Here is a 24693-nt window from a genome sequence, read left to right as displayed (position 1 = left end):
AATCTTAACTGGCATTGGCCAGCGGCTGCTCGGTGGTGAGGTAGAGGGAGAAATCCTGAATACCCGCCTGCAGGGCGGCAAAACAGTCAGGGTCTATCGCGGTGCCCAGATTCTCCGCCATCATCTCCAACGCCTGCGGCACAGGGATGGCGCCGCGATAGGGGCGCTTGGCGGTGATGGCATCGAAGATGTCGGCTGTGGTGATGATGCGCGTCTCAAGGGTAATCTCGTCCCCTTTCAGCCCCTTGGGGTAGCCATTGCCATCGAGCCTCTCATGGTGGGCGCCCGCCACTTGCGCCAGCTCCTCGAAGGCACCAATACGGCTCAGGATCTCCTCGGTATAGGCGGCATGCATCTGCACCGCCGCCCACTCCTGCGCATCGAGTTTGCCCGGCTTGTCGAGAATGGCATTGCTCACCCCGAGCTTGCCCACATCATGGAGCAAGGCGCCCCGCTTGAGCCAGCGTCGACGCGGCTCGGACAACCCCATCTGGGTGGCAAGAATGTCGGTATAGAGCGCCACCCTGCCGCTGTGACCCGCGGTGTAGGGACTTTTGGAGTCCACCACCTGCCCGAAGGCCGCCGCGATTTCGTCCAGATAATCCTCATCCAGCGCTACCTCCCCCTGCCCGACCGGGTGGACCAGGACCCACTCGGTCAGTCGGGGATCGGCCAGTCCTTGCCAGAACTCCTCGTCGGCCAGCGCTTCAAATTCCCGAACCAGTGCCGGATCAAACCAGCTGCCGCTGCGCTCGCGCAGCTCCTTGAGCGCCGCATCCGGGCCTGCTGCTGCGTGAAACACATCCACCACCTGACAGAGCAGGGCAATGCGGGAGAAGAGCGGGATCGCCTCGCCAGCCAGTTGCAGGGGCCGACCTTTGCCATTCCAGTGTTCATCAAGGGAGAGGATGCCATCAGCCACCTCGTCACTGAAACGAAGCTGGCGAGCGATATCCGCCCCCCGATGACAACGGGTCTGGATCAGTTCGTTGGCAATCTGGTCGCCGTTGCGAAAGATATGAAACAGGCTGCGAAAACGTCCCAGCAGATCCGCCTGCAAGCCGGTGTGGCCCAGCACGAAGTTGACTACCTCGGAGAGGGAGCCATCCACCAGTTTGAAATCGCGTTTGAAGTGAAGATCGTCGGTGAGATAGAGCTCGCAGATACGGGCAGCATTGCTGCTGCACCCAAGATCCTTAAGCAGGAGCGTGTAGTAGAGATCATGGCGCAGACGGGCGTCCAGTCCCAGCCGCTCCCCCAGACGGGAACCTATCCAGCAGCAGCGAATGCAGTGTCCTCTTGGTTGTCCCTCGGTCATGTCGAGCGCATGACTGAGGGAACCAATCAACTCCGCCAATCGCAATCCATTCACCGTCATAGTCTACTCCCTTAGACATCATGGCGATTTTGCCAGCAGATTAGGTATACCCCATCTGAAGCTGGATCGATCTGGATTCAGTTGAATTTAGGCAGCAACCTTGCCCTGATTAGCCCGCTCTTCCAGCTCCGCACGGCTCAGGGTAGAGACAAAGCGGCCATCGAAGTAGATATCCATCAACTCGCCACGCTTCTCGCCACGCATCATGCTGCGGCGACCATCCAGATAGTGCACCTCCATCTGGGCGGTATGCTCGTCCGGGTAGCTGATCTCCACCTCGCGCACCCCTTGTGGCAGCATGGCCAGCGGCACCTTCTTGAGGGCCGGATCCAGATGCTGGTTCACCTTGATCACCGGATTGGCTTTCATGTCCACCACAGCCGGAGATTTGCCGGTGATGGGGTTCTTGCCAGACCAGAACTCGATGGTATTGAACACAAACAGGTCAGCGGTCGCGGCCAGACCGTAGACAGGGGAGAGTAGCATAAAAACCCCGGCACGACCGTAGCGGTTATCCACCACGCTCAGGTTGCCCTTGGTGACCATGCCGGAAAGCCCCATCTGCCCCATACAGCCGCCCAGACCCATGCTCGCGACCATAACCAGCAGGGCCATTGCCCGCCCCTTCTGTTGTAATGCCATCGTGTTCTGTTCCTGCTCTGAAGTAAATGAGGCGGCAAGCCTAATCAAGGGGCCAGAAGAGGACAATTCACAATGGCGGGGTGATACAGGAAGAGTTCAGATTGGCGTACCAAGTGAGCAATAAATAAGCGCCGATGGAATAATCATCCATTCGGCGCCTCGTTCAACAACCAATAACCGTCAGGAGCCGATGGCCAGATTGGAGACTGTCTCGGTCACATTGATGGCGCCCTGCTCGATCTGTGACATCACGCCACTCACCTCGCCGATCTGCTCCTTGCCACGCTGGGCACTGGTGGCCACCTCATTGATGTTGCCGGTGATCTGGGCCGTCAGTTCGCGGTTTTTCTGAACCACGCTGGCGATCTCGCCGGTCGAGAGGGAGGTGCGCGCAGCCAGCTGACGTACCTCGTCGGCCACCACCGCAAATCCGCGCCCCTGATCGCCAGCCCGGGCGGCCTCGATGGCTGCGTTAAGGGCCAGCAGATTGGTCTGCTCGGCAATACTGCTGATGGTAGATACGATGGCTTCAATGCTTTTCGACTGCTCATTGAGCTGGCCAATCAGACCGGAAGTGCGGCTCACCTGTTCGGAAATGGCGCTGGAGATGGCAACCGATGCCGCCAGCAGTTCAGACCCGGTTTCGGCAAAGCGGGTGGTCTCCTGCGAAATGGTCTGGGCTATGTTGGCCGCCTCGCTCACTGCCTGGGAGCGCTTGATCCGCTCTGTCACCTCACTGGCAAACTTGATCACCTTGACCACCTTGCCGCTCTCATCCTTGATGGGGTTGTAGGTAGCCTCCAGCCAGATCTCGTTGCCGTGGCTGTCACGACGACTGAACAGCCCCGACTTGAGCTGGCCGTGGGCCAGATCGTCCCAGAAGTGAGGTTGCTCGTGATAGAAGCTCTCATCGCAAAACAGCCTGTGATGCTGCCCCTTGAGCTGCGAAAGGGAGTAACCGACGCAGGAGAGGAAATTCTGATTGGCCGTCACAATCTCCCCCTTGGGGGTGAACTCGATAATGGCGAGTGCCCGATCGAGTGCCGAGATGATCGCTTTCTGACGACTCAACTGCTGATAACTCTCGGTGATATCGGAGGCTATCTTGACGACCCTGACCACCTTGCCCTCAACCTTGACCGGGAAGTAGGTAGCCTCCAGCCACAACTCCCTGCCATGTTTGTCAATGCGCTGGTAGATGCCACTGTGGGAATGCCCCTGACGCAACTGTTCCCAAAACTGGGCATAGGAGGATGACTGGGCGTAGTGGGCATCACAAAAGATCCGGTGGTGTTTACCAATCACCTCCTGCTCGCTATAGCCCACCACACTCAGAAACAGCGGGTTCGCCTCGAGGATCTCGCCACTTGGTGTGAAACTGATGGTAGCGACACCGACTTTTACTGCATCAATAAATGCCTGGGCCTGGGCCAACTGCATTTGACACGCTTGTAATTCCGCTTTGAGTTTGAAGTTGAACATCTTGCCCTGCCCCTCTGTTACCTGTTTACAACTACATCACATCTGCATGAACTTTAGACGAGAAAGCAGAGGGATAACGGGGTCCCATCGATTAAGGTGCCAGATCCCACTCCAGATAGGCCGGATTGGCGACAAAGCCGATCCGCTCATAGAGTGGACGCCCCTGCTCGCTGGCATGGAGCCACACCTTTCCCAGCTGACGCGATCTGGCAAAGGCCGTTATGGCATCGAGCAGCGCCGTGGCGATCCCCTGCTGGCGCCATTGTGGCCGCGTATACATGTTGAGCAGATACCCCTCCATCCCCGCCAGATTGCCGGGATAGGGCGGCCGTTCAAACAATGCCAGCGTCCCTGCCGCCACGATCTGTTTGCCGCCCTCCTGCGTATCGGCCTCAGCCAGCCAGGATAGAGCCCTCTCTTCACTCATCGCCCGGGTAAAGTAGTCAAGGGTGGCCTGCCACAAGGCCGGGTCTGCCTGCGGCGTCACCAACTCACCGACCTCACAAAACAGCTCCATGCGCAGCGCCACCAGTGTGGGAATATCTGCGGCCCTTGCCTGACGAATGATCATTGGCTGCTCCTTTTCTCTCATGGGAAATTTCGCCGGCCGTCATTATGACAAAGAGCGCCTTGTGGCGCTCTTTGTCATTGGGGAAATCACTGATAAATCAATGGCTGCGACGTGTCAGCCAGTGATCCAGGCTCAGCACACCGCCGCCCCAGATGATAAGGATCAGCAGCATCCAGCCCCACAGCTGGTGATCGTAAAAGCCACCCGCCCAGAGGGTCGGGTAGGAGATCACCGCCATGATATTGAAGCCAAACAGCAGCAAGGCGGCCGGGCGAGTAAAAAGCCCCGCCAGCAGGAAGAGCGGCAACAGCAGCTCGGTCGCCGTACCCAGATAAGCAGCCCACAACCAGGGCAGCAGGGGCACCTGATACTCGGATTCAAACAGATAGAGGGTGGAATCCCACGCCGTCAGCTTGAGCCAGCCTGAAGTGATAAAAACCGAGGCGACCCAAAGCCGCGCCAACAACAGCACACCAGCACTGCTCCAGCGCGGCAAATCACCACTCGAGCTGGCCAGCGCCAGCCATTTGTTTGCCATCATGGCATTACCTCCATATCCACCAGCAGACCAAGGGTTATCAGGCGAGTGAGATGTTCACTGGCCGCAGGGTCGGCCGCAAGCAGATCGACCAGCGCCGTACCAGCGAGACAATCCTGTAGCAGCGCCCACTCACCCGCCGTCAGGGGCAAGGGGGCAACCCGGCAATCCGGCTGTTTCTTCAGTGCCAACCAGACGGGGACATCAAGCACCTCCACCGCTTCACCACAGTGCAGCGCCATCTGCCACAGGGCCAGCACCGGATAATCGCTGGCAACCAGCAGCAGATCCGTGGCTGGCAACAGCCGCAGCCGCTCCCATTGTTGCGGCGATAATGCGGCCAGACGCTCGGCTGGCCAGCAGCGTGATTCCAGCGGCAGCAGACTGGCACGCTCAAGCTGCCATTCGAACTGAGCCAGCGCCTCCAGCCAGGGCAGCCCGGTTGTAGTCGGCAAGCGGGCCAACCATTGGCCAAATCCGGCGCCATAATGCATGACGCTCCCTTCCCTGAGCGGCTCGGCCAATACGAAGCCACGGGCCGCCGCTGCAAAAAAGTCATCCCCGACCATAGCCTTGACGGCGGGATAACTGCTCGCCAGCACCTCGCCAAGGCTCAGGATGAAGTGGTTGCGATAGACCTGCAGCACAGACTCGGCAGAAAAGAGCCGGGAGCTGATGTGAGGGGAAATGGCGTCAGGCACCCCCAGCAGACCATCGGCAAAGTGCTGTTGCAGTTGTGCCAGTTCAGCCATGGGCTACCTCCCGTGGCGCACTCATGGCGCGCGCCTCATCCAGAATGGCACTGGCCTGCGCCGCCTCTGCCTGCAAGACCGGCAGCGGCGGGATCTCGAGGTCCCACTCAATCAGGGTGGGAATGGCCTGCTTGCGGCAGATCTGGCGATAGAGTTCCCAGACCGGCGCCACCACAGGGGCGCTGTGGGTATCGATATAGAGGGAGCCTTCCGGCAGCTGCTTCTCGGTATAACCGGCCAGATGGATCTCCCCGACGGTGGCGAGATCGATCGCCGCCAGATACTCATCGCAAGAGAAACCGTGATTGAAGGCACTGACATAGAGATTGTTGAGGTCGAGCAGGATGCCGCACTCGCTGCGCTGCTGCAGCTCGGCCAGAAATTCCCACTCGCTCATCTCTCCGGCCAGTTGCAGATAAGAGGATGGATTTTCAATCAACATGCGGCAACCCAGGGTCTGTTGTACCTGCTGGATCTTGTCGCTCATGTTGCGCAGGGAGGCTCGGGTATAGGGCACCGGCAGCAGATCGTTGAAGTAACGCCCGCCAATGCTGCCCCAGCTGAGATGTTCGGAGATCCGTACCGGTTTTATCGCCGCGGCCAGTGTCGACAACTGCTGCAGATGGTGCGGATCGAGCGGGTCGGCAGAACCGAGGGACATACCAACGCCGTGAAGACTGACGGGGTAGTGCTGCGCCAGTTCGGCGAGCACCTGAAAACCGTGACTGTGCCGTTCGAAGTAATTTTCACTATGCACCTCCAGCCAACCAACTGCCGGCAGGGTTTGCCGGATCTCGTCGTAATGGGGATTGCGTAATCCGATACCAATCAAAGGGTTCATCGCAAGACTCGCTTTCGCCAATCAGAGAAGATGCAGGGGGCGACCCGTTGGCCATCCCCCCTGCCCGATGTCTCTTACTTGGGTTGCAGCGAACCGCCGACCAGCTTCTCGCACAGCCCTTTGGGCATCACCACAAAGGCATCACCCTGAGCATCTTCCTTGGCAGTACCGGCGCAGGAGCTGCTCTTGGTCGCACAGTCATTTTTGCTGGCCTTGACCACGCCGTAGCACTTCTCCTTTTCATCGGCAGCCATGGCTGGTGCCGCGATAAATTGGGCGCCCAGCGCCAGCAGACCGGTCATGGCGGAGGCGATAGCAGTGCTTTTTTTAACATTCATGTTCATGTTCCTTTTGATGTCGTTGGATGTTGCTGATATCCCCGATTTGTCGCAACCGGGTACCTGCAATAGAACCGGCAAACGGGATATTCCCTTTCAAAAAAAACACAAAAAGAGTTAAAAAACCCAAAGGCAGACACTCAATTAATTGATTTTAAACAGCTATTTCATCATTAGAAATTTCTCGACGACCACCCATTAATGAACGAGTAAAGTGCCATATGGTGCTTTCATCCCGTTAATCTTCTTCACTGCTTCCATCAAAAGAGATGTGTCAGACATAAAAAAGCCCCGCCAACAGGCAGGGCTGGATGCAACTTTAAAGAAACAATAAATAAACAATCGGAGTGGTGTTGGGAGCCAGGAGTTGCGGCAAGCAGATAGAAAAAGAGACAGCTTTGGCTGTCTCTTTTTGCACATGGTGCGAATGGGGTTTAGTAGAAGATCCGCTCGCCACGCTCGCTCATTTTGAGCCACACCGGTTTGGTGCTGGTTTTATTCCAGATCCGGTGCAGATAGCTGTAGAAGCGGGCACGATCGCTGCGAAACAGCATCACGGGGAAAGCCAGAATGCCCACCAGCAATACATAAATGCGACGAAGAATAATCTGAGTCAGAGAAAAGGGATGAAACATGATGTAACTCCTTACTGGTAAGACCACTGAGCAAAGATTACCCCACTCCATGTAGGATTACTACATCACCAACGCATTTTTTTATAAAAAAATGGTGAAAAACGGGAAATACTGAAAACGGGTTACGTCATTAACCAACAGTTAACAAACTTGCGAAAATCGTGCGCTTTGCCACAGTTATCAGGGGAAAAACATGCAGTAGGGAGACACGCATGAAACTGCCGGAAGTGGCACTGCTGGTGCTGATGGTTGCCCTGACACGGGCACAACTGGAGGAGTGGCAACTGAATCGGGAAGATGCCATCGTGCTGGCCGAACGGGGCGTACCCACCGTCAGCCTGTGGCAATGCGGCACACTGAAGCAACGGATTGCGGATCTCAACCAGCACAGTGCCGAGGTGCAGTTTCAATATCGGGGGCAAAACATGGCGGATGTGAGCCACTATCTCGAGCGCGAGTGGAAACAGGCTGGCTGCGAACAGTTACTGGTACAGCAAGGATACTGACCAAGGCTCAGACTCGAAGAGTGATGATTGAGATAAACAGAGAAAAGATGGAGGCACGTTCCGGAGTCGAACCGGACTAAACGGATTTGCAATCCGCTGCATAACCGCTTTGCTAACGCGCCATGCTGACAAGACTGATTGCCTTGAAAGTGAGTTCCATCGTTGGTGCGATGGAAAATTGGAGCGGGAAACGAGACTCGAACTCGCGACCCCGACCTTGGCAAGGTCGTGCTCTACCAACTGAGCTATTCCCGCGTTACTGCTTTCGTGCCAGTTGCCTGACAACGAGGCGCATTATACGTACCACGAGCGCCAGCACAACCCCTTTTTCGCAATTTTAACCCTGATGCAGACTGTTTGCTCAGGGTTTAAACGCCTTGCTGCATTTTTCTCCAGCCAGCTGTGACCCACCAAGCGAATTTGGGATAAAGTCGTTGAAATGATTACGCTTTCGTTCGAGACTTGAGCGGCTTAATAACCGGATTCTCAATTGAAAATCACAAGATGAAATGGATCTTCACGCTTCGTGGGCTCAGGCCGCAGTTAATGCTGGCTTTTTTCATGTTGGGCATGGTGCCCTTTTTGGTCATCACCCTCTTCTTCCTATACAGCCACGGCAAGGATCTCACCACCCAGACCTCCAACCATCTGGTCTCCGTCCGTAATATCAAGAAGAGTCAGCTCGAGGATTACTTCAACAACCTCAAAGAGCAGATCATCAACTTCTCCCAGCAGGATTTTGCCGGCAACAGTATCGGCCGTTTCTATGGCTTTACCGGCGCCTTCGAGAAGTTGGGCACCACACCGCAGGAGGCCCGCAGCCGTGCTCAGGCCCGCTATCTGCCCGGCTCCTGGGATCAACTGCGCAAACCGGACAGTCAGGTGGAGATCGAACCCTCCATCACGGCGCTTATCCTCGCCGACGAGATGTATGGCCGGGTGCACCAGCGCTTTCATCGCGGCTATGCCGACATGGTGCGCAAGTCCAACTACAGCGACATCTTTCTGGTGGACCTCAACGGTGATGTGGTCTATTCGGTCACCAAGCACCCTAACTTTGCCACCAATCTGCTCTCCGGCCCCTATCAGGGCAGTGGCTTGGGCCAGACCTTCGCCAAGATCAAACGCCGCCTCGATGGTGGCCAGAAACCGCAGCAGATCTTCGAATTCACCGATTTTGGCCGCAACGAGCTGACCGGGCAGGTAGTCGCCTACATGGCGGCCCCCGTGATGCAGTACGACTATGTGCGCGGGGTGGTGATTTTCGAGCTGCTGCCGGACAAGCTCAACCAGATCATGGCGGAGCGGGAGGGGCTGGGCGAGACCGGCGAAACCATCCTGATCGGCCCCGACAAGCGGATGCGCGCCGATGCCTGGCTGGCACCGGAGTTCAGCGTCGAGAACAGCTTCAGCCCCAATTTCCGGCCGCTGCAAACGCCCCTCATCACCAAGACGCTCTCCGGCGAGCAGGGGGTCGGGCTGTTCCGCTCCTATCAGGATGACGAGGTGCTGGCCGCCTACACCCAGGTGAAGGTATTCGACACCGAGTGGGCGTTTATTGCCGAGATCTCCACCCGGGAAGCCTATGCCCCGATCCGCCAGCTAGAAACCCTGGTGATTGTGCTGGGCGCGGGCTCGGTGCTGCTTCTGATCCTTTTCTCCCGCTGGCTCTCCCACTCCATCACGGCGCCGCTGCGCTCCCTGACCGAAGCGGCCGAGCAGGTTGCCGACGGTGCGCTGGATCACCCCATCGCCATCGAGCGCACCGGCGATGATATCGACCGGCTGGCCGAGGCGTTTCGCCATATGCAGCGCTCGGTGAAAGACAAGATCGAACTGATCGAACAGCAGACCCAGGAGCTGCAACAGCAGGTCAAGCTGACCCACAAGCAGAACCTCAGCCTGCAGCAGGCGGACAAGCTCAAGGATGAACTGCTGGCCAACACCTCCCACGAGCTGCGCACCCCCATTCACGGCATCAAGGGGATGGCCGAGTCCATGCTCGCCAGTCAGCAGGATTTGACCGAAGGGCAGCAAAAGCAGCTCGGCCTCATCATCAAGAGCGCCGACGGCCTGGCCCGTCTGGTGGACGATCTGCTGGACTACCACCAGATGCGCTACGGCCAGCTGGAGATCCACTCCCAGCCCGTCTCATCCAAGGGGGTTATCCGGCTGGTGCTGGATCTCTGCCAGCATCTGGTGCAGGCCAAACCCCTCACTCTGGTGGATATCAGCCCGGCCGAACTGCCGCCGGTGCTGGCCGACGAGCAGCGGCTCGAACAGGTGCTCTACAACCTGGTGGGTAACGCCATCAAGTACACGCCGCAGGGCAAGGTGGTGCTCAGTGCCATCGTCGAGAACAACTTCCTGCGCATCAAGGTCACCGACACCGGCATCGGCATCGCCCCCGACCATCTGGAACATATCTTCGAGCCGCTGGTACAGATGAGCCCGGAGGTAAGCAAGCAGGGAGCCGGCCTTGGCCTCTCCATCACCCGCCAGCTGGTGCACCTGATGGGGGGCGAGCTGTTTGTCGAGAGCGAGCCGAGCGTTGGCTCTACCTTCGCCTTTACCCTGCCCCTTGCCACCGGCAAAGCGGCCAATCTGACTCTCGACAGCCGCCAGATCGAGCATCAGCTGGTGCGCCAGCAACCGCTGATCCTGCCTGACTGGGAGAGCGACGATCTGCCCCCTCCCCCCGAGGATGCGCCGCTCATTCTGGTGGTGGATGACGAGCCCATCAACCTGCACATCCTGCGCCATCTGCTGCAGCCCTGCGGCTACCGCATTCTGCCCAGCAGCGATGGCCACGATGCGCTGGCCAAGCTGGCCGAGGAGCCGGTGGACCTCATCCTGCTCGATGTGATGATGCCCACCCTCTCCGGTTTTGACGTCTGCCGTCGCCTGCGCCAGCAGCACCCGAAAGATATGCTGCCGGTGCTGCTGCTCACCGCCCTCAACCAGCCCAAGGATATCGAGGAGGGCTTCGGGGCCGGAGCCAACGACTATCTGGTCAAACCCTTCTGCAAAGAAGAGCTGTTTGCCCGGGTCAAGGCACTGCTGGAGGCCAAGGCCGGACGCGCCTCGCTGGTAGAGAACCGGCTATTGAAGCAGGAGATCGAACATCGCCTCACCCTGCAGGATCGACTGCATCAGGATCAGCAGCGCCTGCTGACCCTGCTCGGCGAAGGGGCCGACCCCATGATCTTTATCGACGAGCAGGGCACAGTGCTGTTTGCCTCCCGGGTGATGGCACGCCTGCTGGGGCAGGAGCCGGAAGCCATGGAGGGGCAGCCCCTCAATGAGTGGCTCGCCACCCCGCTGCAACAGCAGTGGCCCGACCTCGCCAGCGAGCGGGAACACAATCTGGAGTTTCTGGTGGCCGGGCAAAAAGATGTGCTCAACGCCCGTGCCCTGCCCATCGCGCTCGGAGGACAGGCCGCTTTCGCCCTCACTCTGAGTACCGAGCTGCGTCAGGATGAGAACCGGGTAATGGCGCTGGAGAACGCCCTCAAGAACCTCTCGCGGCAAGCTATCATCGAAGATGAACAGCTGCTGGGTGAGCTGAGCCGCCTGGGTGGCGAGTTCCGTTCGCTGGCCGACGACCTCATTCGCCAGCAGGATGACGAGCCGCTGCGCCGTGCGCTGGTAGAGACCATGCAGCTCACCCTGGATGCCTGGCAGCAGGGGACCGGCAAGGGCAAAATCGTGCTGGCGGAGAAGAGCAAGCTGTGGCGGGTCTATATGGACAGATCCAGCCCGCAGACCCGCACCCTCGACAAATACCTGAGTCTGGACACCCTCCCCAAGTCGCCACGCTGGAAGACGGTCGTGGCCACCACCGAGTATGTGCTGGGCCACTGCCCGCTCAATGACCACCAGCGCCAGCAGTTGCAGCACAGCGCCCAGACCCTGCGTCAACTCGCCAACCGCAAACCGTGACACGGTGCCCTAAACGGGCGCCGGATCACAATTGGCAATCTGGTTTCTTTTTATGCAAAACAAAGCTCCGCCCGACCCCGAAACCGAGAGCAGATCCAATTCACAAATTTGTCATATACGCCATTTTCACAGCCACTTTCTACGCGAGAGTAAATAACGCAAACAAATGATTCTAAACAGATAAAAAAACATTTTGACGAGATTGACGTAACACCGTCAATTTTTACGAAAACAACGAAATCAATAGTTGTTGTTTTCCTGTTAATTCTGGTTTGCTTAGGGCGTTGGAAAACAGAACGACAAAGGTTAGACACCTGACCAACACAGAGGGCCGATTTCATCAGCATGCGAAACCGGTGCTCACACAAAACAAGGCGAACCCTCGGGAATGCCAAAAAATAAGAAAGGAAAACATATGCTTGCCAAAGTATCCAAAATCTCTACCGCTGTAATGCTGGGAACCATGATGCTTGCCGGTGCCGCCGGTAACGCCATGGCCGCAGAAAATAAAACCGTGCTGACCATGGTCGCACAGCAGGAAACCGCCTGGGTCAAGAACTTCAACCCCTTCCTGCAAGCGGGCTTGCTGCACACCACCCGTCACTTCATCTATGAACCGCTGGTGATCTTCAACGATATGCAAGGGGGCAAACCCGTCTATCGTCTGGCCACCAACTATGCGTTCAGCGATGACCTGAAATCCGTCACCTTCGATCTGCGTGACGGCGTGAAGTGGTCTGACGGCGAAGCCTTTGATGCCGATGACATCATCTTCTCCTTCAATCTGGTCAAGGCCAACAAGGCGCTGGATGAGCGCTCAATCTGGACCCAGATCAAAAGCGTCGAGAAGCTGGCCCCCAACAAGGTCAAATTCGACCTGACCGAGGTCAACACCAACGTGGTGAACGATCTGGTGCTGGTACCCATAGTGCCGGAGCATCAGTGGAAATCGGTGAAAGATCCGGTTGCCTTCACCAACGACAAGCCGGTTGGTACTGGCCCCTTCACCGAAGTGGACAACTTCTCCGCCCAGCTCTATACCCAGTGCCGCAACCCGCACTACTGGGATAACGCCAACCTCGCCATCGACTGTATCCGCATGCCACAGATGGCCACCAACGATCAGGTGCTGGCTGCTGTCATGAAGGGTGACATCGACTGGTTCGGCTCCTTCGTGCCGGATATCGAGCGTCTCTACGTCGGCAACGATCCGAAGAACAACAAATACTGGTTCCCGGCCTCCGGTACCGTGGCGTTCAACGTCAACTTCCAGACCAAGAACCCGGGCAACCACGAAGCCTTCAACGACATCAACTTCCGCCGCGCCTTCTCCATGGCGATGGACCGCCAGTCCATGGTGGATATCGCGGGCTACGGTTACCCCACCGTCAACGAGTACCCGTCAGGTCTGGGCAAAGCCTTTGACTCCTGGAACAACCCGGAAGTGGACAAGAAGTACGGCAAGTACAACAAGTTCGATCTGGAAGGGGCCAAGGCACTGCTGAAAGAGGCTGGCTATAAGGATTGTGACGGCGACAAGTTCCTCGACACCCCAAGCTGCAAAAAGATCGAGTTCAAGGTACTGGTACCGAACGGCTGGACCGATTGGGTCAACACAGTACAGATCGGTGTAGAAGGGCTGCAGGCACTGGGTCTGAACGCCAAGACCGCCACCCCGGAAGCGACCGTCTGGACCGAGAACCTGATCACCGGTGACTTCGACGTCGCCCTGCAGGGTTACTTTGCCGGTGCCAACCCGCACAAGTACTTCGAGACCGCGTTCCACTCCCGCAACATGGGTGACCGTGGCAACCGCTTCGCCGCGCCCCGTTACAAGGACCCCGAGCTCGACAAGCTGATCGATGACTTCACCCAGACCGCCGATGCGGCCAAGCAGAAGGAGATCATGTTCGCCATCCAGGATCGTGTTGGTGCCAACCAGACCATCATTCCGGTCTTCAACAACCCGACCTGGTATGAGTACAGCACCAAGCGCTTCAACGGCTGGTTCAGCGCTGATAACCCGGTAGCCAAACCTCAGCTCCACCCGGACACCCCTGAGCGTCTGCTGCACGTGTTGTCCCTCAAGCCAAACAGCTAAACAATCCCGGCCCCCTGCGGGGGGCCATCTTCCCCGTTAATCCCCTTCTTGCCCGGCACCGCCAGGGTTGGGGAGCTATACCCGACGCGGGGCAGACTTGCAGTAAAAGGTACTATCATGGGATTCATACTGAGACGCTTTTCCTTCTATCTGGTTGCCTTTCTGGTAGCCGCCACCATCAACTTCCTGTTACCCCGAGCCATGCCAGGGGATCCTGTCTCCGTGATGTTTGCCCGCGCTGGCGCCATGATGGAACCCGCCGCCCTGGAAGCCCTCAAAGCCACCTTCGGCTTCGTCGACGGCCCCATCGGCACCCAGTTTCTCACCTATGTGAAGAGTGTCTTTACCTGGGATCTCGGCACCTCGGTGCGCTTCTACCCGCAGCAGGTCTCTGACGTGCTGGGCCGTGCCATCGGCTGGACCCTGTTTCTGGTCGGCACCTCCACCATCTTGAGCTTCTCCCTAGGTTCCATCGTCGGCATCTTCGCCGCCTGGTATCGCGGTGGCCGGATGGACAGCATTCTCTCCCCGCTCACCCTGGTGATGCAGGCCATTCCGCCTGTGGTGGTCTCCCTGCTCGCCCTGTTCCTGTTCGGGGTCAGCCTCGAGTGGCTGCCCATCGGCTACGCCTACAGCCCGGAGATCAAGGCTGACTGGGGCTGGGAGCACATCAAGAGCATCATGACCCACGCCATCATGCCGGTGCTGACCCTGGCCGTGGTACAGGTGGGGGGCTTTCTTATCACCATGCGCAACAACATGATCAACCTGCTGGGCGAGGATTACATCACCATGGCCAAGGCCAAGGGACTCTCCAACAACCGGGTGATCTTCAACTACGGCGCCCGCAACGCCATTCTGCCCAGCGTCACCGCCCTCTCCATGGCGCTCGGCTTCGTTATCGGTGGCTCCCTCATCACCGAGGTGATCTTCAACTATCCCGGCCTGGGCCTGACCCTCTATCAGGGCATTCTGGCCCGCGACTACCCGCTCATTCAGGGGCAGTTGCTCATCATGACCATCACCATGCTCAGCTTCAACTTCCTGGCCGACGTGCTCTACGTCTTCCTGGATCCCCGTCTGCGTACAGGAGGCAAATAAGATGCGTATGCCGACCATTCTAAAAATCCTGCTGGGCAACAAGAAGGCTGCCTGTGGCCTTGCCATCGTGGTTGCCTTCGTGCTGATGGCCCTCTTTGCCCCCATTCTGGCCAGCAACGAGCCGACCAAGCGGGTGGCTCGCCCGCACCAGCCGCCCAGTGCCGAGTTCGTGATGGGTTCCACCCGCATGGGCCACGACATCTGGGCCCAGTTCACCAACGGCGCCCGTATCTCGCTGCTGGTGGGCTTCAGCGCAGGCCTGCTGGTCTGCACCCTCGCCGTCGCCATCGGCATCACCGCCGGTTACTTCGGGGGTCTGGTGGATGAGTGCCTCACCTTCCTGATGAACGTGGTGCTGGTGATCCCCAACCTCCCCTTGCTACTGGTGCTGGCGAGCTTTATCGGGGAGGCGTCACCGGCGGTGATTGCCGTGATAATAGGGTTGACCTCGTGGGCCTATGGCGCGCGGGTCATCCGCGCCCAGACTCTGGCGCTGCGCGAGAAGGAGTTCGTCATCGCCGCCGAAGTGCTGGGTGAGCCGGCCTGGCGCATCATTCTGGTGGAGATCCTGCCCAACCTCATCTCCATCATCGGGGTGAGCTTTATCGGCTCCATCATCTACGCCATCGTCACCGAAGCGACCCTGGAGTTCCTGGGGCTCGGCGACCCGACCGTGGTGAGCTGGGGCATCATGCTCTACAACGCCCAGACCTCCAGCGCCATTCTGGTCGGCGCCTGGTGGGAGATCCTGGCGCCCTGCTTTGCCATCGCCACCCTGGGTGCCGGTCTGGCCCTGCTCAACTTCGCCATCGACGAGATTGCCAACCCGCAGCTGCGCTCCCACAAAGGGTTGAGCCGCTGGAAGAAACTTGCCACCCCGGTCGCCACACCACTCTCTGCCGCACAGGAGAAGACAGCATGAACAAGCATCCCCTGCTGTCAGTACGCAATCTTTGCGTCGACTACATCACCGAAAATGGCGACGTGCGCGCCGTCAACTCGGTGAGCTTCGATATCAGACAGGGCGAGATCTTCGGTCTCGCCGGTGAGTCGGGCTGCGGCAAATCCACCGTCGCCTTCTCGGTGGCCCGGCTGCACAAGCCGCCCGCCTACATCAGCGGTGGCGAGATCCTGTTCAAAGGGGAGAACATCCTCCATTACGGTGACGAGCGGCTGCGCTCCTACCGCTGGCAACAGGTGTCGGTGGTGTTCCAGTCCGCCATGAACGCCCTGAACCCTGTGTTGCGGATGGAGGAGCAGTTCTGCGACGTGCTGCTGGCCCACAACCCCGGCATGACCCGTTACGAGGCGATCAAGCGCGCCCAGGAGCTGCTCACCATCGTCGATATCCACCCGAGCCGGCTCAAGGATTACCCGCACCAGTTCTCCGGCGGCATGCGCCAGCGGCTGGTGATTGCCATCGCCATGGCGCTCAACCCCGAGCTGCTCATCATGGATGAGCCGACCACGGCGCTCGATGTGGTGGTACAGCGGGAGATCCTGCAGAAGGTCTATGCCCTGAAAGAGAAGTTCAACTTCTCCATTCTGTTCATCACCCACGACCTCTCCCTGATGGTGGAGTTCTGCGATCGCATCGGCATCATGTATGCCGGTGAGCTGGTGGAGGTGGCTCCTTCCAAGGCGATCCTGACCGCGCCGCTGCACCCCTATACCAGAGGGCTCGGCAACTCCTTCCCGCCCCTGCACGGGCCGAAGAAGGTGCTGGAGGGGATCCCGGGCACACCGCTCAACCTGCTGGAGGTGCCGGTCGGCTGCCGCTTTCAGGCACGCTGTGGCAAGGTGCACGATCGCTGCCGTCAGGAGTACACCAGATTGGCCGAGATCCGCCCCGGGCAACAGACCGCCTGCCACCTCTATGAGGAGCAGGGACTGCAACAAGATTCCGTGATCTATCTGGACAAGGCCGCTGGCTGTTAAGGATGTCTGTCATGCAAATCGCCAAAACCGATGCACCCATCATCGAAGTCCAGCACCTCTACAAGGACTTCCCCATCAACTCCAATGCCATCAAGAGTGGCAAGATGCGGGCCCTCTCCGACATCACCTTCAACCTGCACCGGGGCCGCGCCCTGGCGGTGGTCGGAGAGTCGGGCTCCGGCAAGAGCACCATCGCCAAGATCATCGCCAAGATGTACAAGCTCAGTGCCGGGCGCATTCTCTATCGCGGCCACGATCTGGAGGAGTTCAACAAGGGCACCGCCCTGCTGGACTATCGCCAGAGCGTGCAGATGGTGTGGCAAGATCCGTTCGGTTCGCTCAACCCGACCCATACCATCTATCACCACATCGCCCGCCCCCTGCTGCTGCACAGCAAGGTGATCGACAAGAAAGAGCTGCCCGACATGGTCTACGCCCTGCTGGAGAAGGTCGGACTGACCCCCGCCAAGGCGACGGCGGCCAAGTATCCGCACCAGCTCTCCGGCGGCCAGCGCCAGCGGGTCAACATCGCCCGCAATCTGGCGGTGGAGGCGGAAGTGGTGCTGGCGGACGAGCCCACCTCCATGCTCGACGTCTCCATTCGCATCGGCATCCTCAACCTGATGGAGCAGATGAAGAATGAGCTCGGCGTCTCCATGCTCTACATCACCCACGACATCGCCACCGCCCGCTATGTGGCGGAAGATCTGGCTGTCATGTATGTAGGGCACATGGTGGAGTGGGGTGAGGTGGACGAGATCCTGCACCACCCGCAGCACCCCTACACCCAGCTGCTCATCTCGGCGGTGCCAGACCCGGAGAAGAGTATCCACGCCGAGTTGGAAGGGGGCCGCAAGGGGGAGATCCCGCTCTGGACGCCGGAATCCTGCGGTTGCCCCTTTGCCGGGCGCTGCAATCAGACGATGCCCCGCTGCAAGGAGGCGCTGCCCCCCATCACCAAGCTTGCCGACAACCACTTCGTGCGCTGCTACCTCTACGAGTGAGGGTGAGCCTTAGACCGGCCGGACAGCACAGTCCGGCCATGCCTCGATACGGGGCGGCCACAGCCCCGTGATGTGCCTCACCGCCCGGCGGTGAACCACAGGAGTAATACCTTGATGGAACTCTTGATCAATCAGGTGGGCTACGAGTGCGACGGACACAAGGTCGCCCTGTTGCAAACCTCCCCCGCCCCTGATCTCAGCGGCTATGTCGGGCTGCAACGCCTTGATGATGGCCAGATCCTGTTTGAAACCCCGCTGCAACCGGCTGGCAGCGTCCCAGGCTGGCAGGGCCGCGCTTACTGGCGCGCCGACTTCTCCGCCTTCAAGGAGCCCGGCGACTATCGGCTGGAGGCGATCACTGCCCAAGGCATAGTCCGCTCCACCCGTTTTGCCATCGGCCAGGATCTGCTGGCCAGCCGCTGTCTCTCCGATGTCATTCACTACTTCAAGGGGCAGCGCGCCAGCGGCACCTTTGATCGGGCCGACCGCAGCGCCCGCCTGTTTGGCACCGACCAGCACAAAGATGTGCACGGCGGCTGGTTCGATGCCAGCGGCGACATGAGCAAGTACCTGAGCCACCTCTCCTACGCCAACTACCTCAACCCCCAGCAGACCCCCATGGTTGTGTGGGCCCTGCTCAAGTGCCGGGAACTGCTGGCCCCGCGCCGCGATATCGACGGGGTGAACCTCTGCAAGCGGCTCAATGACGAGGCGCTGCACGGCGCCGATTTCCTCTGCCGGATGCAGGATGAGTCGGGCTTCTTCTTCATGACCCTGTTCGACAAGTGGAGCAAGGATCCCGCCCAGCGCGAGCTGTGCGCCTATGCCACCCAGCAGGGGCTCAAGTCCGCCAACTGGCAGGCGGGTTTTCGCCAAGGGGGCGGCATGGCCATCGCCGCGCTGGCCCGCGCCGCCCGCGAGAGCGTCAGTGGCGACTTCGATGCCAGCCGCTACGCCGAGGCAGCCAAACGCGGCTACCTGCATCTGTGCGAACACAACCTTGCCTACCTCGATGACGGGGTCGAGAACATCATCGACGACTACTGCGCCCTGCTGGCGGCGGTAGAGCTGACCCGCACCTTCGGCGCCGAGTGGCTGAATGAGGCGAGAGCTCGTGCCAGCAAGCTCTGTGCCCGCCAGCGCTCCCATCCTGAGCTGGGTCACTACTGGTCGGCCAACGAGGATGGCTCGCGCCCCTACTACCACGCCGCTGAGGCGGGTCTGCCGGTACTGGCGCTGCTGGAATATCTGGGCGTAGAGCCGGATCAGGAATACAAGGCCAGGGTACAAACCGTGGTGGAGCAGGCGCTGGCCGCCGAGCTGGCGCTCTGTGCCCGCGCGGGCAACCCCTTCTCCCTCGCCCGCCAATATGTGAAAGGGGTGGATGAAGCGCCGCGCGTCAGCTTCTTTATGCCCCACAACAACGAATCCGGTTACTGGTGGCAGGGAGAGAATGCCCGCCTCGCCTCTCTGGCGGCCATGGCCTTTGCTGGCGCCCGTCACTTCCCCCGCCAGAGCCAGCCGCTGCTCACTTACGGTCAGCGCCAACTCGACTGGATCCTCGGGCAAAACCCCTTCAACGCCTGCATGCTGGCGGGCCACGGCATCAACAACCCCGCCTATACCGCCGGGTATCCCAACGCGCAGGGGGGGATCTGCAACGGCATCACCTCAGGGTTTGATGACGAAAACAACGTGGCCTTTATTCCGGAGGAGTACAAGGATCGGTTGGATCAGAACTGGCGCTGGGGCGAGCAGTGGATCCCCCACGCTGCCTGGTTTGCTTTGGCTATCAGCTGGCAGAGTGCGCAGGGAAATGGAGGTCGCCATGATTGAGTTCTGGGTAGGCGTCGATGGCGGGGGCACCCACACCCGCGCCCGCATTAGGGATCGGGCGGGCAAACTGCTCGGAGAGGGGCGTTCAGCCGGCTCCAATCTGGAGCTGGGCATCCCCCATGCCCACGCCAATGTGCTGGGCGCCATCGCCAGCGCCCGCCTTGCCGCCGGGATCGCTATCGAGTGCGAACAACAGATGGGGGTCGGGCTGGCGCTCGCCTCCGCCGAGCTGGCCGACTGCTATCACGCCCTGCTCGAGATGCCCTTCCCCTTTGCCAGCGTCAGGCTCACCTCCGATGCCTTCGGTGCCTGCCTCGGCGCCTTTGGCGGCCGTGAGGGGGCCATTCTGATCGCAGGTACCGGCTCGGTGGGGCTGGTCTATCAGGAGGGGCAGATCCGCACCTGCTCCGGCCGCGGCTTCCCCATTTCAGACATAGGTAGCGGCGCCTGGCTGGGGCTGCGCGCCATCCAGCAATCCCTGCTCTGCCACGACGGCATTCTGCCCCCCAGCACCCTCGCCATCCGCCTGATGGACCGCTTCAAGCGGGATCAGGCCGAAGTGGTACGTTGGGCCACCCGCGCCATTCCGGCGGACTATGGCCACTTTGCCCCCTGGGTATTCGATGCCGCCAGCGATGGTGACGAGCTCGCCAATCAGCTGCTGGACGAAACTTGCGAACAACTGCGGATCCTGCTGGAGGGGATGACCCAGCTCGGAGCCAGACAGATCGCCCTGCTGGGGGGGATTGGCACCCGCCTCGCTCCCCGTCTCGGCCAGCTCAACCTGATCCCCCCCCAGGCAGATGCGCTCGATGGCGCCATCCTGTTTGCCCAATCAGAGGATTTTCCATGTCTACACCCCTGATCCACACCCAGGTAGCCCGGCGTGACGGCGAGGATGTCTGGTTCACCTTCACCCTCTCCCGCATGCCTGATACCAAGTGGAAGCTGCACTTCTGTCTGGCTCGCCATATCGACCCCGACTCCTTGCAAGGGGGCGAGCTGGAGCGCCAGAGCGGCAGCTACAAGGTGATTGTCCCAAAAACTGGCAGCTGCGAGCTGCGCTTTTGCTGCCGCCAGACCCCCATCAAGAAGCTCTCCGACATGCCGCAGGGCTTCTTTCTCAGCCTGCCGGAGGCCACCACGGGTGCCCAGCTGCTGCCGGTGACGCTGGCCGCTCAGGATCTCGGACTGGAGAACCCGCCGGTAACCCGCCCCGACCTGCCGGATGTCGAGCCGCTGCCCGGAATCGTGCCGCAACCGGCCCATCTGGTACTGCTGGAGGGGAACTTCCGGTTGGCCGAGCGAGCTCATGTCAGCGCTCCCCGTGATGTGCCGAAATTGCTGGCCCACTTCAACGAACTCACATCGCTGGCGCTGGAGCAGGATCACGATGCAGAAATCCGGCTGACCGAGGCCAAACTGGCACCCGAAGCCTACCAACTCACCATCACGCCGCAGGAGGTAGTGATTGCCGCCGCCGACGAACCGGGCTGGCGTCATGGGCTGGTCACGCTGGCCCAGTGGTATTTGCAACATGGCGAGAGCCTGCCCTGCGTCACGCTGGAGGATGCCCCGCGCTTTGGCTTTCGCGGCATTTTTCTCGACTGCGCCCGCCACTTCCACACCCCGGCCACCATCAAGCGCCTGCTCAAGCTGATGAGCCTCTACAAGTTCAACCGCTTCCACTGGCATCTGACCGATGACGAGGGGTGGCGACTCGAGATCAAGGCCTTCCCGGAGCTGACCGACGTGGGTGCCTGGCGCGGCCACGATCTGGCGATCGGCCCCCAGCTCAGCGGCGGCGCCGAACCCTATGGCGGTTACTACACCCAGAGCGAGGTGAAGGAGCTGGTGAGCTATGCCGGTGAGCTCGGCATCACCGTCATTCCCGAGATCGACATCCCGGGCCACTGCCACGCCGCCATCAAGGCGCTGCCCGAGCTGCTGATCGAAACGGCGGATCACTCCCGCTACCGCTCGGTTCAGCATTTCGATGACAACGTGCTCAACCCCGCCCTGCCTGGCACCTACCGCTTTCTGGAGGCAGTGCTGGACGAGGTATGCGAGCTCTTTCCCGGCCCGCAGATCCACATGGGGGGTGACGAGGTGCCGACCGGGGTCTGGACCGACAGCCCCGCCTGCCAGCAGCTGATGGTCGATCAGGGCTACGCCGACTGCCGCGAGCTGCAGGGCCATCTGCTGCGCCACTGCCAGCGCTATCTGGCCGCCAGAGGCAAACAGATGATCGGCTGGGAGGAGATCCTGCATGGCGACAAGGTGAGCCGCAAAGCGGCCATCTGTGCCTGGACCAGCTTTCAGGCGGGGTTGGATGCTGCCGCAGCCGGTTATCCTGTGGTGATGGCGCCCGCCCAGTTCCTCTATCTGGATCTCGCCTGGAGCGCCGATATTCATGAACCCGGCCTCTACTGGGCGGGGACCCTCAATCTGGAGCAGATCTACTCGTGTGACCCTGCCCCAGCCGATTTCCATGCCAACGATAACATCCTCGGGGTGCTGAGCCCCTTGTGGTCAGAATTGATCACCAGCCGTGATCGTCTCGACTACATGTTGTTCCCGCGTATGCTGGCCACGGCCGAGGTGGCCTGGAGCGATCCCGCCCACAAGGGCTGGGAGCACTTCGCCGCCCGCCTGCCGGGTCAGCTGCAGATCCTCGATCAGTTGCAGGTGCGCTACCGGATGCCACAGAGGTAATGTTGTCTCTACTTTGGCGGCCAATTGGCCGCCTTTTTTACGATTAACCAACAAAACATCAACTTCCCCCTACCATTCATCCGCCATTATTGGCAAAATCCAGCCCCCAATGAAGCTGGTCTGCCTCCTGCTGGCGCGAGCCTGCGGCCACCTCCAGATCTGCCACAATAACAACGACAACATTATCAACAAGAACATCGGAGCGTATTCCTATGGCCCGCAGAGACGTCCATACCCTGGATAGCGAAGTGGAGTTTCCTGCCGACGTACAACTGGTCTCCACCACTGACCTGCGCGGGGTGATCACCTACGCCAACCCGGCCTTTTGCGAAATCGCAGGCTACACGGTCGATGAACTGGTGGGACACAACCACAATCTGGTACGCCACCCCGACATGCCCAAGGCCGCCTTCGCCGATCTCTGGGCCCGCCTCAAGGAGGGCAAACCCTGGCGCGGTATGGTAAAAAACCGCTGCAAGGATGGCCGTTACTACTGGGTAGATGCCTATGTGACCCCCATCTATGAAGGCAACAGGATCAGCGGCTACCAGTCGGTACGCTGCAAGCCCGAGCCCCAATTCAAGCGCATCGCCGCTCAGACCTACCAGGCACTGCTCAAGGCCGAGCGCGGCAACAGCAGCAACCTCCCCTCTCTTGCCAAAGTACGCACCCCGGCCATTACCCTGCTGCTGCTCGGCCTGATGGGCTGGACCTTCGCCAGCCAAGGGGCCATGACCGTCCTGCTGATGCTGCTGCCCCTGTTGCTTATTGGCGGAGCCTACTGGCGCGAGCTCTTTGCCCTGCCCCACTATCTGCAGAAACTGGGCCGTGAATATGACAGTCTGACCCGGCTGGTCTACTCCGGTGACAACCCCGGCGCCATTGCCGATTTTCATATCAAGATGCTGCAGGCCCGCATCCGAACCGTTTTGGGGCGGATCAACGATGCCACGGCACCTCTGCAAACCCTGGCCATCAATCTGAAGCAGGCCTCTCATCAAGCCTGTCTCGATATCAACGAGCAAGATGCCCAGACCCAGCAGATGGCTACGGCTATGACTCAGATGGCCAGCACGGCCCACGAGATCGCCCGCAACATTCAGGACTCCAACGGTCAGGTCAACGAAGCTCGCAATCGTTGTGAACAAACCAACCAGCAGTTGAACCAGACCGAGCAACAGATCGAACAGCTCGCCAAACAGGCTGAGCTGGCGTTCAACTCGGCAGTGGAGCTCGCCAGCGAATCCGAACGGATTGGCAGTGTCATGGGCGAGATCCAGGGCATCGCCGAGCAGACTAACCTGCTGGCCCTCAACGCCGCCATCGAAGCCGCTCGCGCCGGGGAGCAGGGCCGTGGTTTTGCGGTGGTCGCAGACGAGGTGCGAACTCTATCGACCCGCACCCACAAGGCGACCGAGCAGATCCAGGGCAGCATCAAGCAGATCCAGCACACGCTGGGACGTTGGAAGGGGATGATGCAGGAGAACCTGCAGCAGACCCGCGCATGTGCTGAGATGACCCGCCAGGGCGCCAGCAGCCTCCATACCGTGCTGGCAGAGATAGAGCTGGTCACCGAACACTCCACCCAGATCGCCACCGCAGCAGAGCAGCAACAAGCGGTTGTGGAGGAGATCAGCCGCAGCATCCACCAGATCTCAGAGTACTCTCACGCCAACAGTCAGAAGATGCTGGATGTCGATCACTCCAGTCAGGCTCTGCTGGAACGGGCCAAGCAACTGAAGGGGCTTAGCCAGACCTTCGGCTGAATCATTGCCAGCCCCATGACAGAAGCGCCACAATGGCGCTTCTGTTGTTTTTGACGAATCGGGTTTATGAGCATTGAACCAAGTCCATCCCCATTGAACAAAACTGCCCGTATCGAAGCGATCATCGCCCTGATCCCGGCAGGCCGGGTGGTCAGTTACGGTCAGGTGGCCGATCTGGCCGGGCTGCCCGGACGGGCAAGACTGGTGGGCAAGGTGCTGCGGGAAACCGACAAGGTACTGCCCTGGCATCGGGTGCTGGGCGCAGCGGGCACTATCTCGTTACCGAAAGGATCGCCAGGCTTTGCCGAACAGACGGGACGCCTGCAGCAGGAGGGGGTCGTGGTGATCGGTGGGCGGGTCAGAATGAAGGAGTGGCAATGGCAGCCCGATCTGGCCGAGCTGCTTTTTCTACTGCCGTTTTGAGGGGATCACAGCCGGATCACTCCAGCGGCGCCAGGATCTCGTCGCTGCGCACCTGCACCGGTATGGTCTCATCCGCGCGCTGCAGCAGCACCAGCAGACTCTGCCGGTCAACCTCCAGCACATAGGCCGCCCCTTCCCGAGTCATGCAGCTCATGCCCGGCCGGATCTCGTTAATCTCCATCTC

22 protein-coding genes and 2 tRNA genes are annotated in these 24693 nt (G+C 59.9%); 12 read left to right on the top strand and 12 right to left on the bottom strand.

The features are described 5' to 3' along the window. Positions 1–4 precede the first annotated feature (4 nt). From LRL22_RS16835 to LRL22_RS16795, 9 genes are all read right to left on the bottom strand, one after another. Entirely contained in the window at positions 5–1378 is a 1374-nt protein-coding gene (locus tag LRL22_RS16835; RefSeq protein ID WP_270905919.1) for an HD-GYP domain-containing protein, read from the bottom strand. An 87-nt stretch (positions 1379–1465) separates the two neighbouring features. Then, positions 1466–2020, bottom strand: coding sequence for a DUF3332 domain-containing protein (locus tag LRL22_RS16830; protein ID WP_270905918.1), 555 nt, complete (start codon positions 2018–2020; stop codon positions 1466–1468). A 180-nt stretch (positions 2021–2200) separates the two neighbouring features. Next, positions 2201–3502, bottom strand: coding sequence for a methyl-accepting chemotaxis protein (locus LRL22_RS16825; protein WP_216978275.1), 1302 nt, complete (start codon positions 3500–3502; stop codon positions 2201–2203). A gap of 91 nt (positions 3503–3593) precedes the next feature. Continuing rightward, positions 3594–4073 (bottom strand): GNAT family N-acetyltransferase, encoded by a 480-nt coding sequence (locus LRL22_RS16820; RefSeq protein WP_216978274.1) that lies wholly within the window; start codon positions 4071–4073, stop codon positions 3594–3596. A gap of 97 nt (positions 4074–4170) precedes the next feature. Further along, entirely contained in the window at positions 4171–4614 is a 444-nt protein-coding gene (locus LRL22_RS16815; RefSeq protein ID WP_158112124.1) for a DoxX family protein, read from the bottom strand. Beyond that, positions 4611–5363, bottom strand: coding sequence for an HvfC/BufC N-terminal domain-containing protein (locus tag LRL22_RS16810; RefSeq protein ID WP_270905917.1), 753 nt, complete (start codon positions 5361–5363; stop codon positions 4611–4613). Before LRL22_RS16810 ends, LRL22_RS16815 begins: the two co-directional genes overlap by 4 nt. Further along, positions 5356–6204, bottom strand: a complete 849-nt coding sequence (bufB, locus tag LRL22_RS16805; protein ID WP_270905916.1) for an MNIO family bufferin maturase — start codon at positions 6202–6204, stop codon at positions 5356–5358. Before bufB ends, LRL22_RS16810 begins: the two co-directional genes overlap by 8 nt. Positions 6205–6278: 74 nt before the next feature. Then, positions 6279–6542 (bottom strand): BufA1 family periplasmic bufferin-type metallophore, encoded by a 264-nt coding sequence (locus tag LRL22_RS16800; RefSeq protein WP_005334862.1) that lies wholly within the window; start codon positions 6540–6542, stop codon positions 6279–6281. A gap of 434 nt (positions 6543–6976) precedes the next feature. Next, positions 6977–7177 (bottom strand): YbfA family protein, encoded by a 201-nt coding sequence (locus tag LRL22_RS16795; protein WP_005334863.1) that lies wholly within the window; start codon positions 7175–7177, stop codon positions 6977–6979. A gap of 212 nt (positions 7178–7389) precedes the next feature. Here LRL22_RS16795 and LRL22_RS16790 point away from each other — a divergent pair, with 212 nt between their 5' ends. Then, a complete protein-coding gene (locus LRL22_RS16790; RefSeq protein WP_005347702.1) occupies positions 7390–7683 on the top strand; it encodes a hypothetical protein in 294 nt (97 codons plus the stop codon). 48 nt (positions 7684–7731) lie between these two features. Here the strand turns inward: LRL22_RS16790 and LRL22_RS16785 are convergent. Together LRL22_RS16785 and LRL22_RS16780 are read right to left on the bottom strand one after the other, a co-directional pair. Then, positions 7732–7805: transfer RNA gene (locus LRL22_RS16785), tRNA-Cys, on the bottom strand. A gap of 57 nt (positions 7806–7862) precedes the next feature. Beyond that, a tRNA-Gly gene (locus LRL22_RS16780) sits at positions 7863–7938 on the bottom strand. A gap of 249 nt (positions 7939–8187) precedes the next feature. On the opposite strand from LRL22_RS16780, the gene LRL22_RS16775 reads away from it, so the two are divergent. The 11 genes from LRL22_RS16775 (at position 8188) to LRL22_RS16725 (ending at position 24509) form a co-directional block, all read left to right on the top strand. Further along, on the top strand, positions 8188–11625 hold the full coding sequence (locus LRL22_RS16775; RefSeq protein ID WP_270905915.1) for an ATP-binding protein: 3438 nt from the start codon (positions 8188–8190) through the stop codon (positions 11623–11625). Positions 11626–12040: 415 nt separating this feature from the next. Further along, a complete protein-coding gene (locus LRL22_RS16770) occupies positions 12041–13726 on the top strand; it encodes an ABC transporter substrate-binding protein (protein WP_110302548.1) in 1686 nt (561 codons plus the stop codon). 117 nt (positions 13727–13843) lie between these two features. Further along, positions 13844–14827, top strand: a complete 984-nt coding sequence (locus LRL22_RS16765; protein ID WP_270905914.1) for an ABC transporter permease — start codon at positions 13844–13846, stop codon at positions 14825–14827. 1 nt (position 14828) lies between these two features. Continuing rightward, positions 14829–15749 carry an ABC transporter permease gene (locus LRL22_RS16760; RefSeq protein ID WP_005353820.1) on the top strand — a complete coding sequence of 307 codons (921 nt, stop codon included), beginning with the start codon at positions 14829–14831 and terminating at the stop codon, positions 15747–15749. Continuing rightward, positions 15746–16765, top strand: a complete 1020-nt coding sequence (locus tag LRL22_RS16755) for an ABC transporter ATP-binding protein (RefSeq protein WP_005362143.1) — start codon at positions 15746–15748, stop codon at positions 16763–16765. The genes LRL22_RS16760 and LRL22_RS16755 overlap by 4 nt, the downstream gene beginning before the upstream one ends. An 11-nt stretch (positions 16766–16776) precedes the next feature. Continuing rightward, entirely contained in the window at positions 16777–17769 is a 993-nt protein-coding gene (locus LRL22_RS16750; protein ID WP_270905913.1) for an ABC transporter ATP-binding protein, read from the top strand. A 114-nt stretch (positions 17770–17883) separates the two neighbouring features. Further along, positions 17884–19605, top strand: a complete 1722-nt coding sequence (locus LRL22_RS16745) for a glycoside hydrolase family 9 protein (RefSeq protein ID WP_270905929.1) — start codon at positions 17884–17886, stop codon at positions 19603–19605. Next, on the top strand, positions 19598–20470 hold the full coding sequence (locus LRL22_RS16740) for a BadF/BadG/BcrA/BcrD ATPase family protein (protein WP_270905912.1): 873 nt from the start codon (positions 19598–19600) through the stop codon (positions 20468–20470). Before LRL22_RS16745 ends, LRL22_RS16740 begins: the two co-directional genes overlap by 8 nt. Further along, entirely contained in the window at positions 20455–22320 is a 1866-nt protein-coding gene (locus tag LRL22_RS16735; protein WP_270905911.1) for a beta-N-acetylhexosaminidase, read from the top strand. The genes LRL22_RS16740 and LRL22_RS16735 overlap by 16 nt, the downstream gene beginning before the upstream one ends. Before the next feature lie 212 nt (positions 22321–22532). Continuing rightward, positions 22533–24086, top strand: coding sequence for a methyl-accepting chemotaxis protein (locus LRL22_RS16730; protein WP_270905910.1), 1554 nt, complete (start codon positions 22533–22535; stop codon positions 24084–24086). 66 nt (positions 24087–24152) lie between these two features. Continuing rightward, the gene (locus LRL22_RS16725; protein ID WP_019446729.1) at positions 24153–24509 is read left to right on the top strand and encodes an MGMT family protein; all 357 of its coding nucleotides are present in this window, start codon (positions 24153–24155) and stop codon (positions 24507–24509) included. Positions 24510–24525: 16 nt separating this feature from the next. Here the strand turns inward: LRL22_RS16725 and LRL22_RS16720 are convergent, their stop codons facing one another. Then, positions 24526–24690 carry a hypothetical protein gene (locus LRL22_RS16720; protein ID WP_005334891.1) on the bottom strand — a complete coding sequence of 55 codons (165 nt, stop codon included), beginning with the start codon at positions 24688–24690 and terminating at the stop codon, positions 24526–24528. Between the last annotated feature and the right edge of the window lie 3 nt (positions 24691–24693).

The organism is Aeromonas sp. PI_26 (assembly GCF_027854445.1).
GTDB lineage: Bacteria > Pseudomonadota > Gammaproteobacteria > Enterobacterales > Aeromonadaceae > Aeromonas > Aeromonas veronii.
This window is presented reverse-complemented; position numbering and strand designations above follow the sequence as displayed.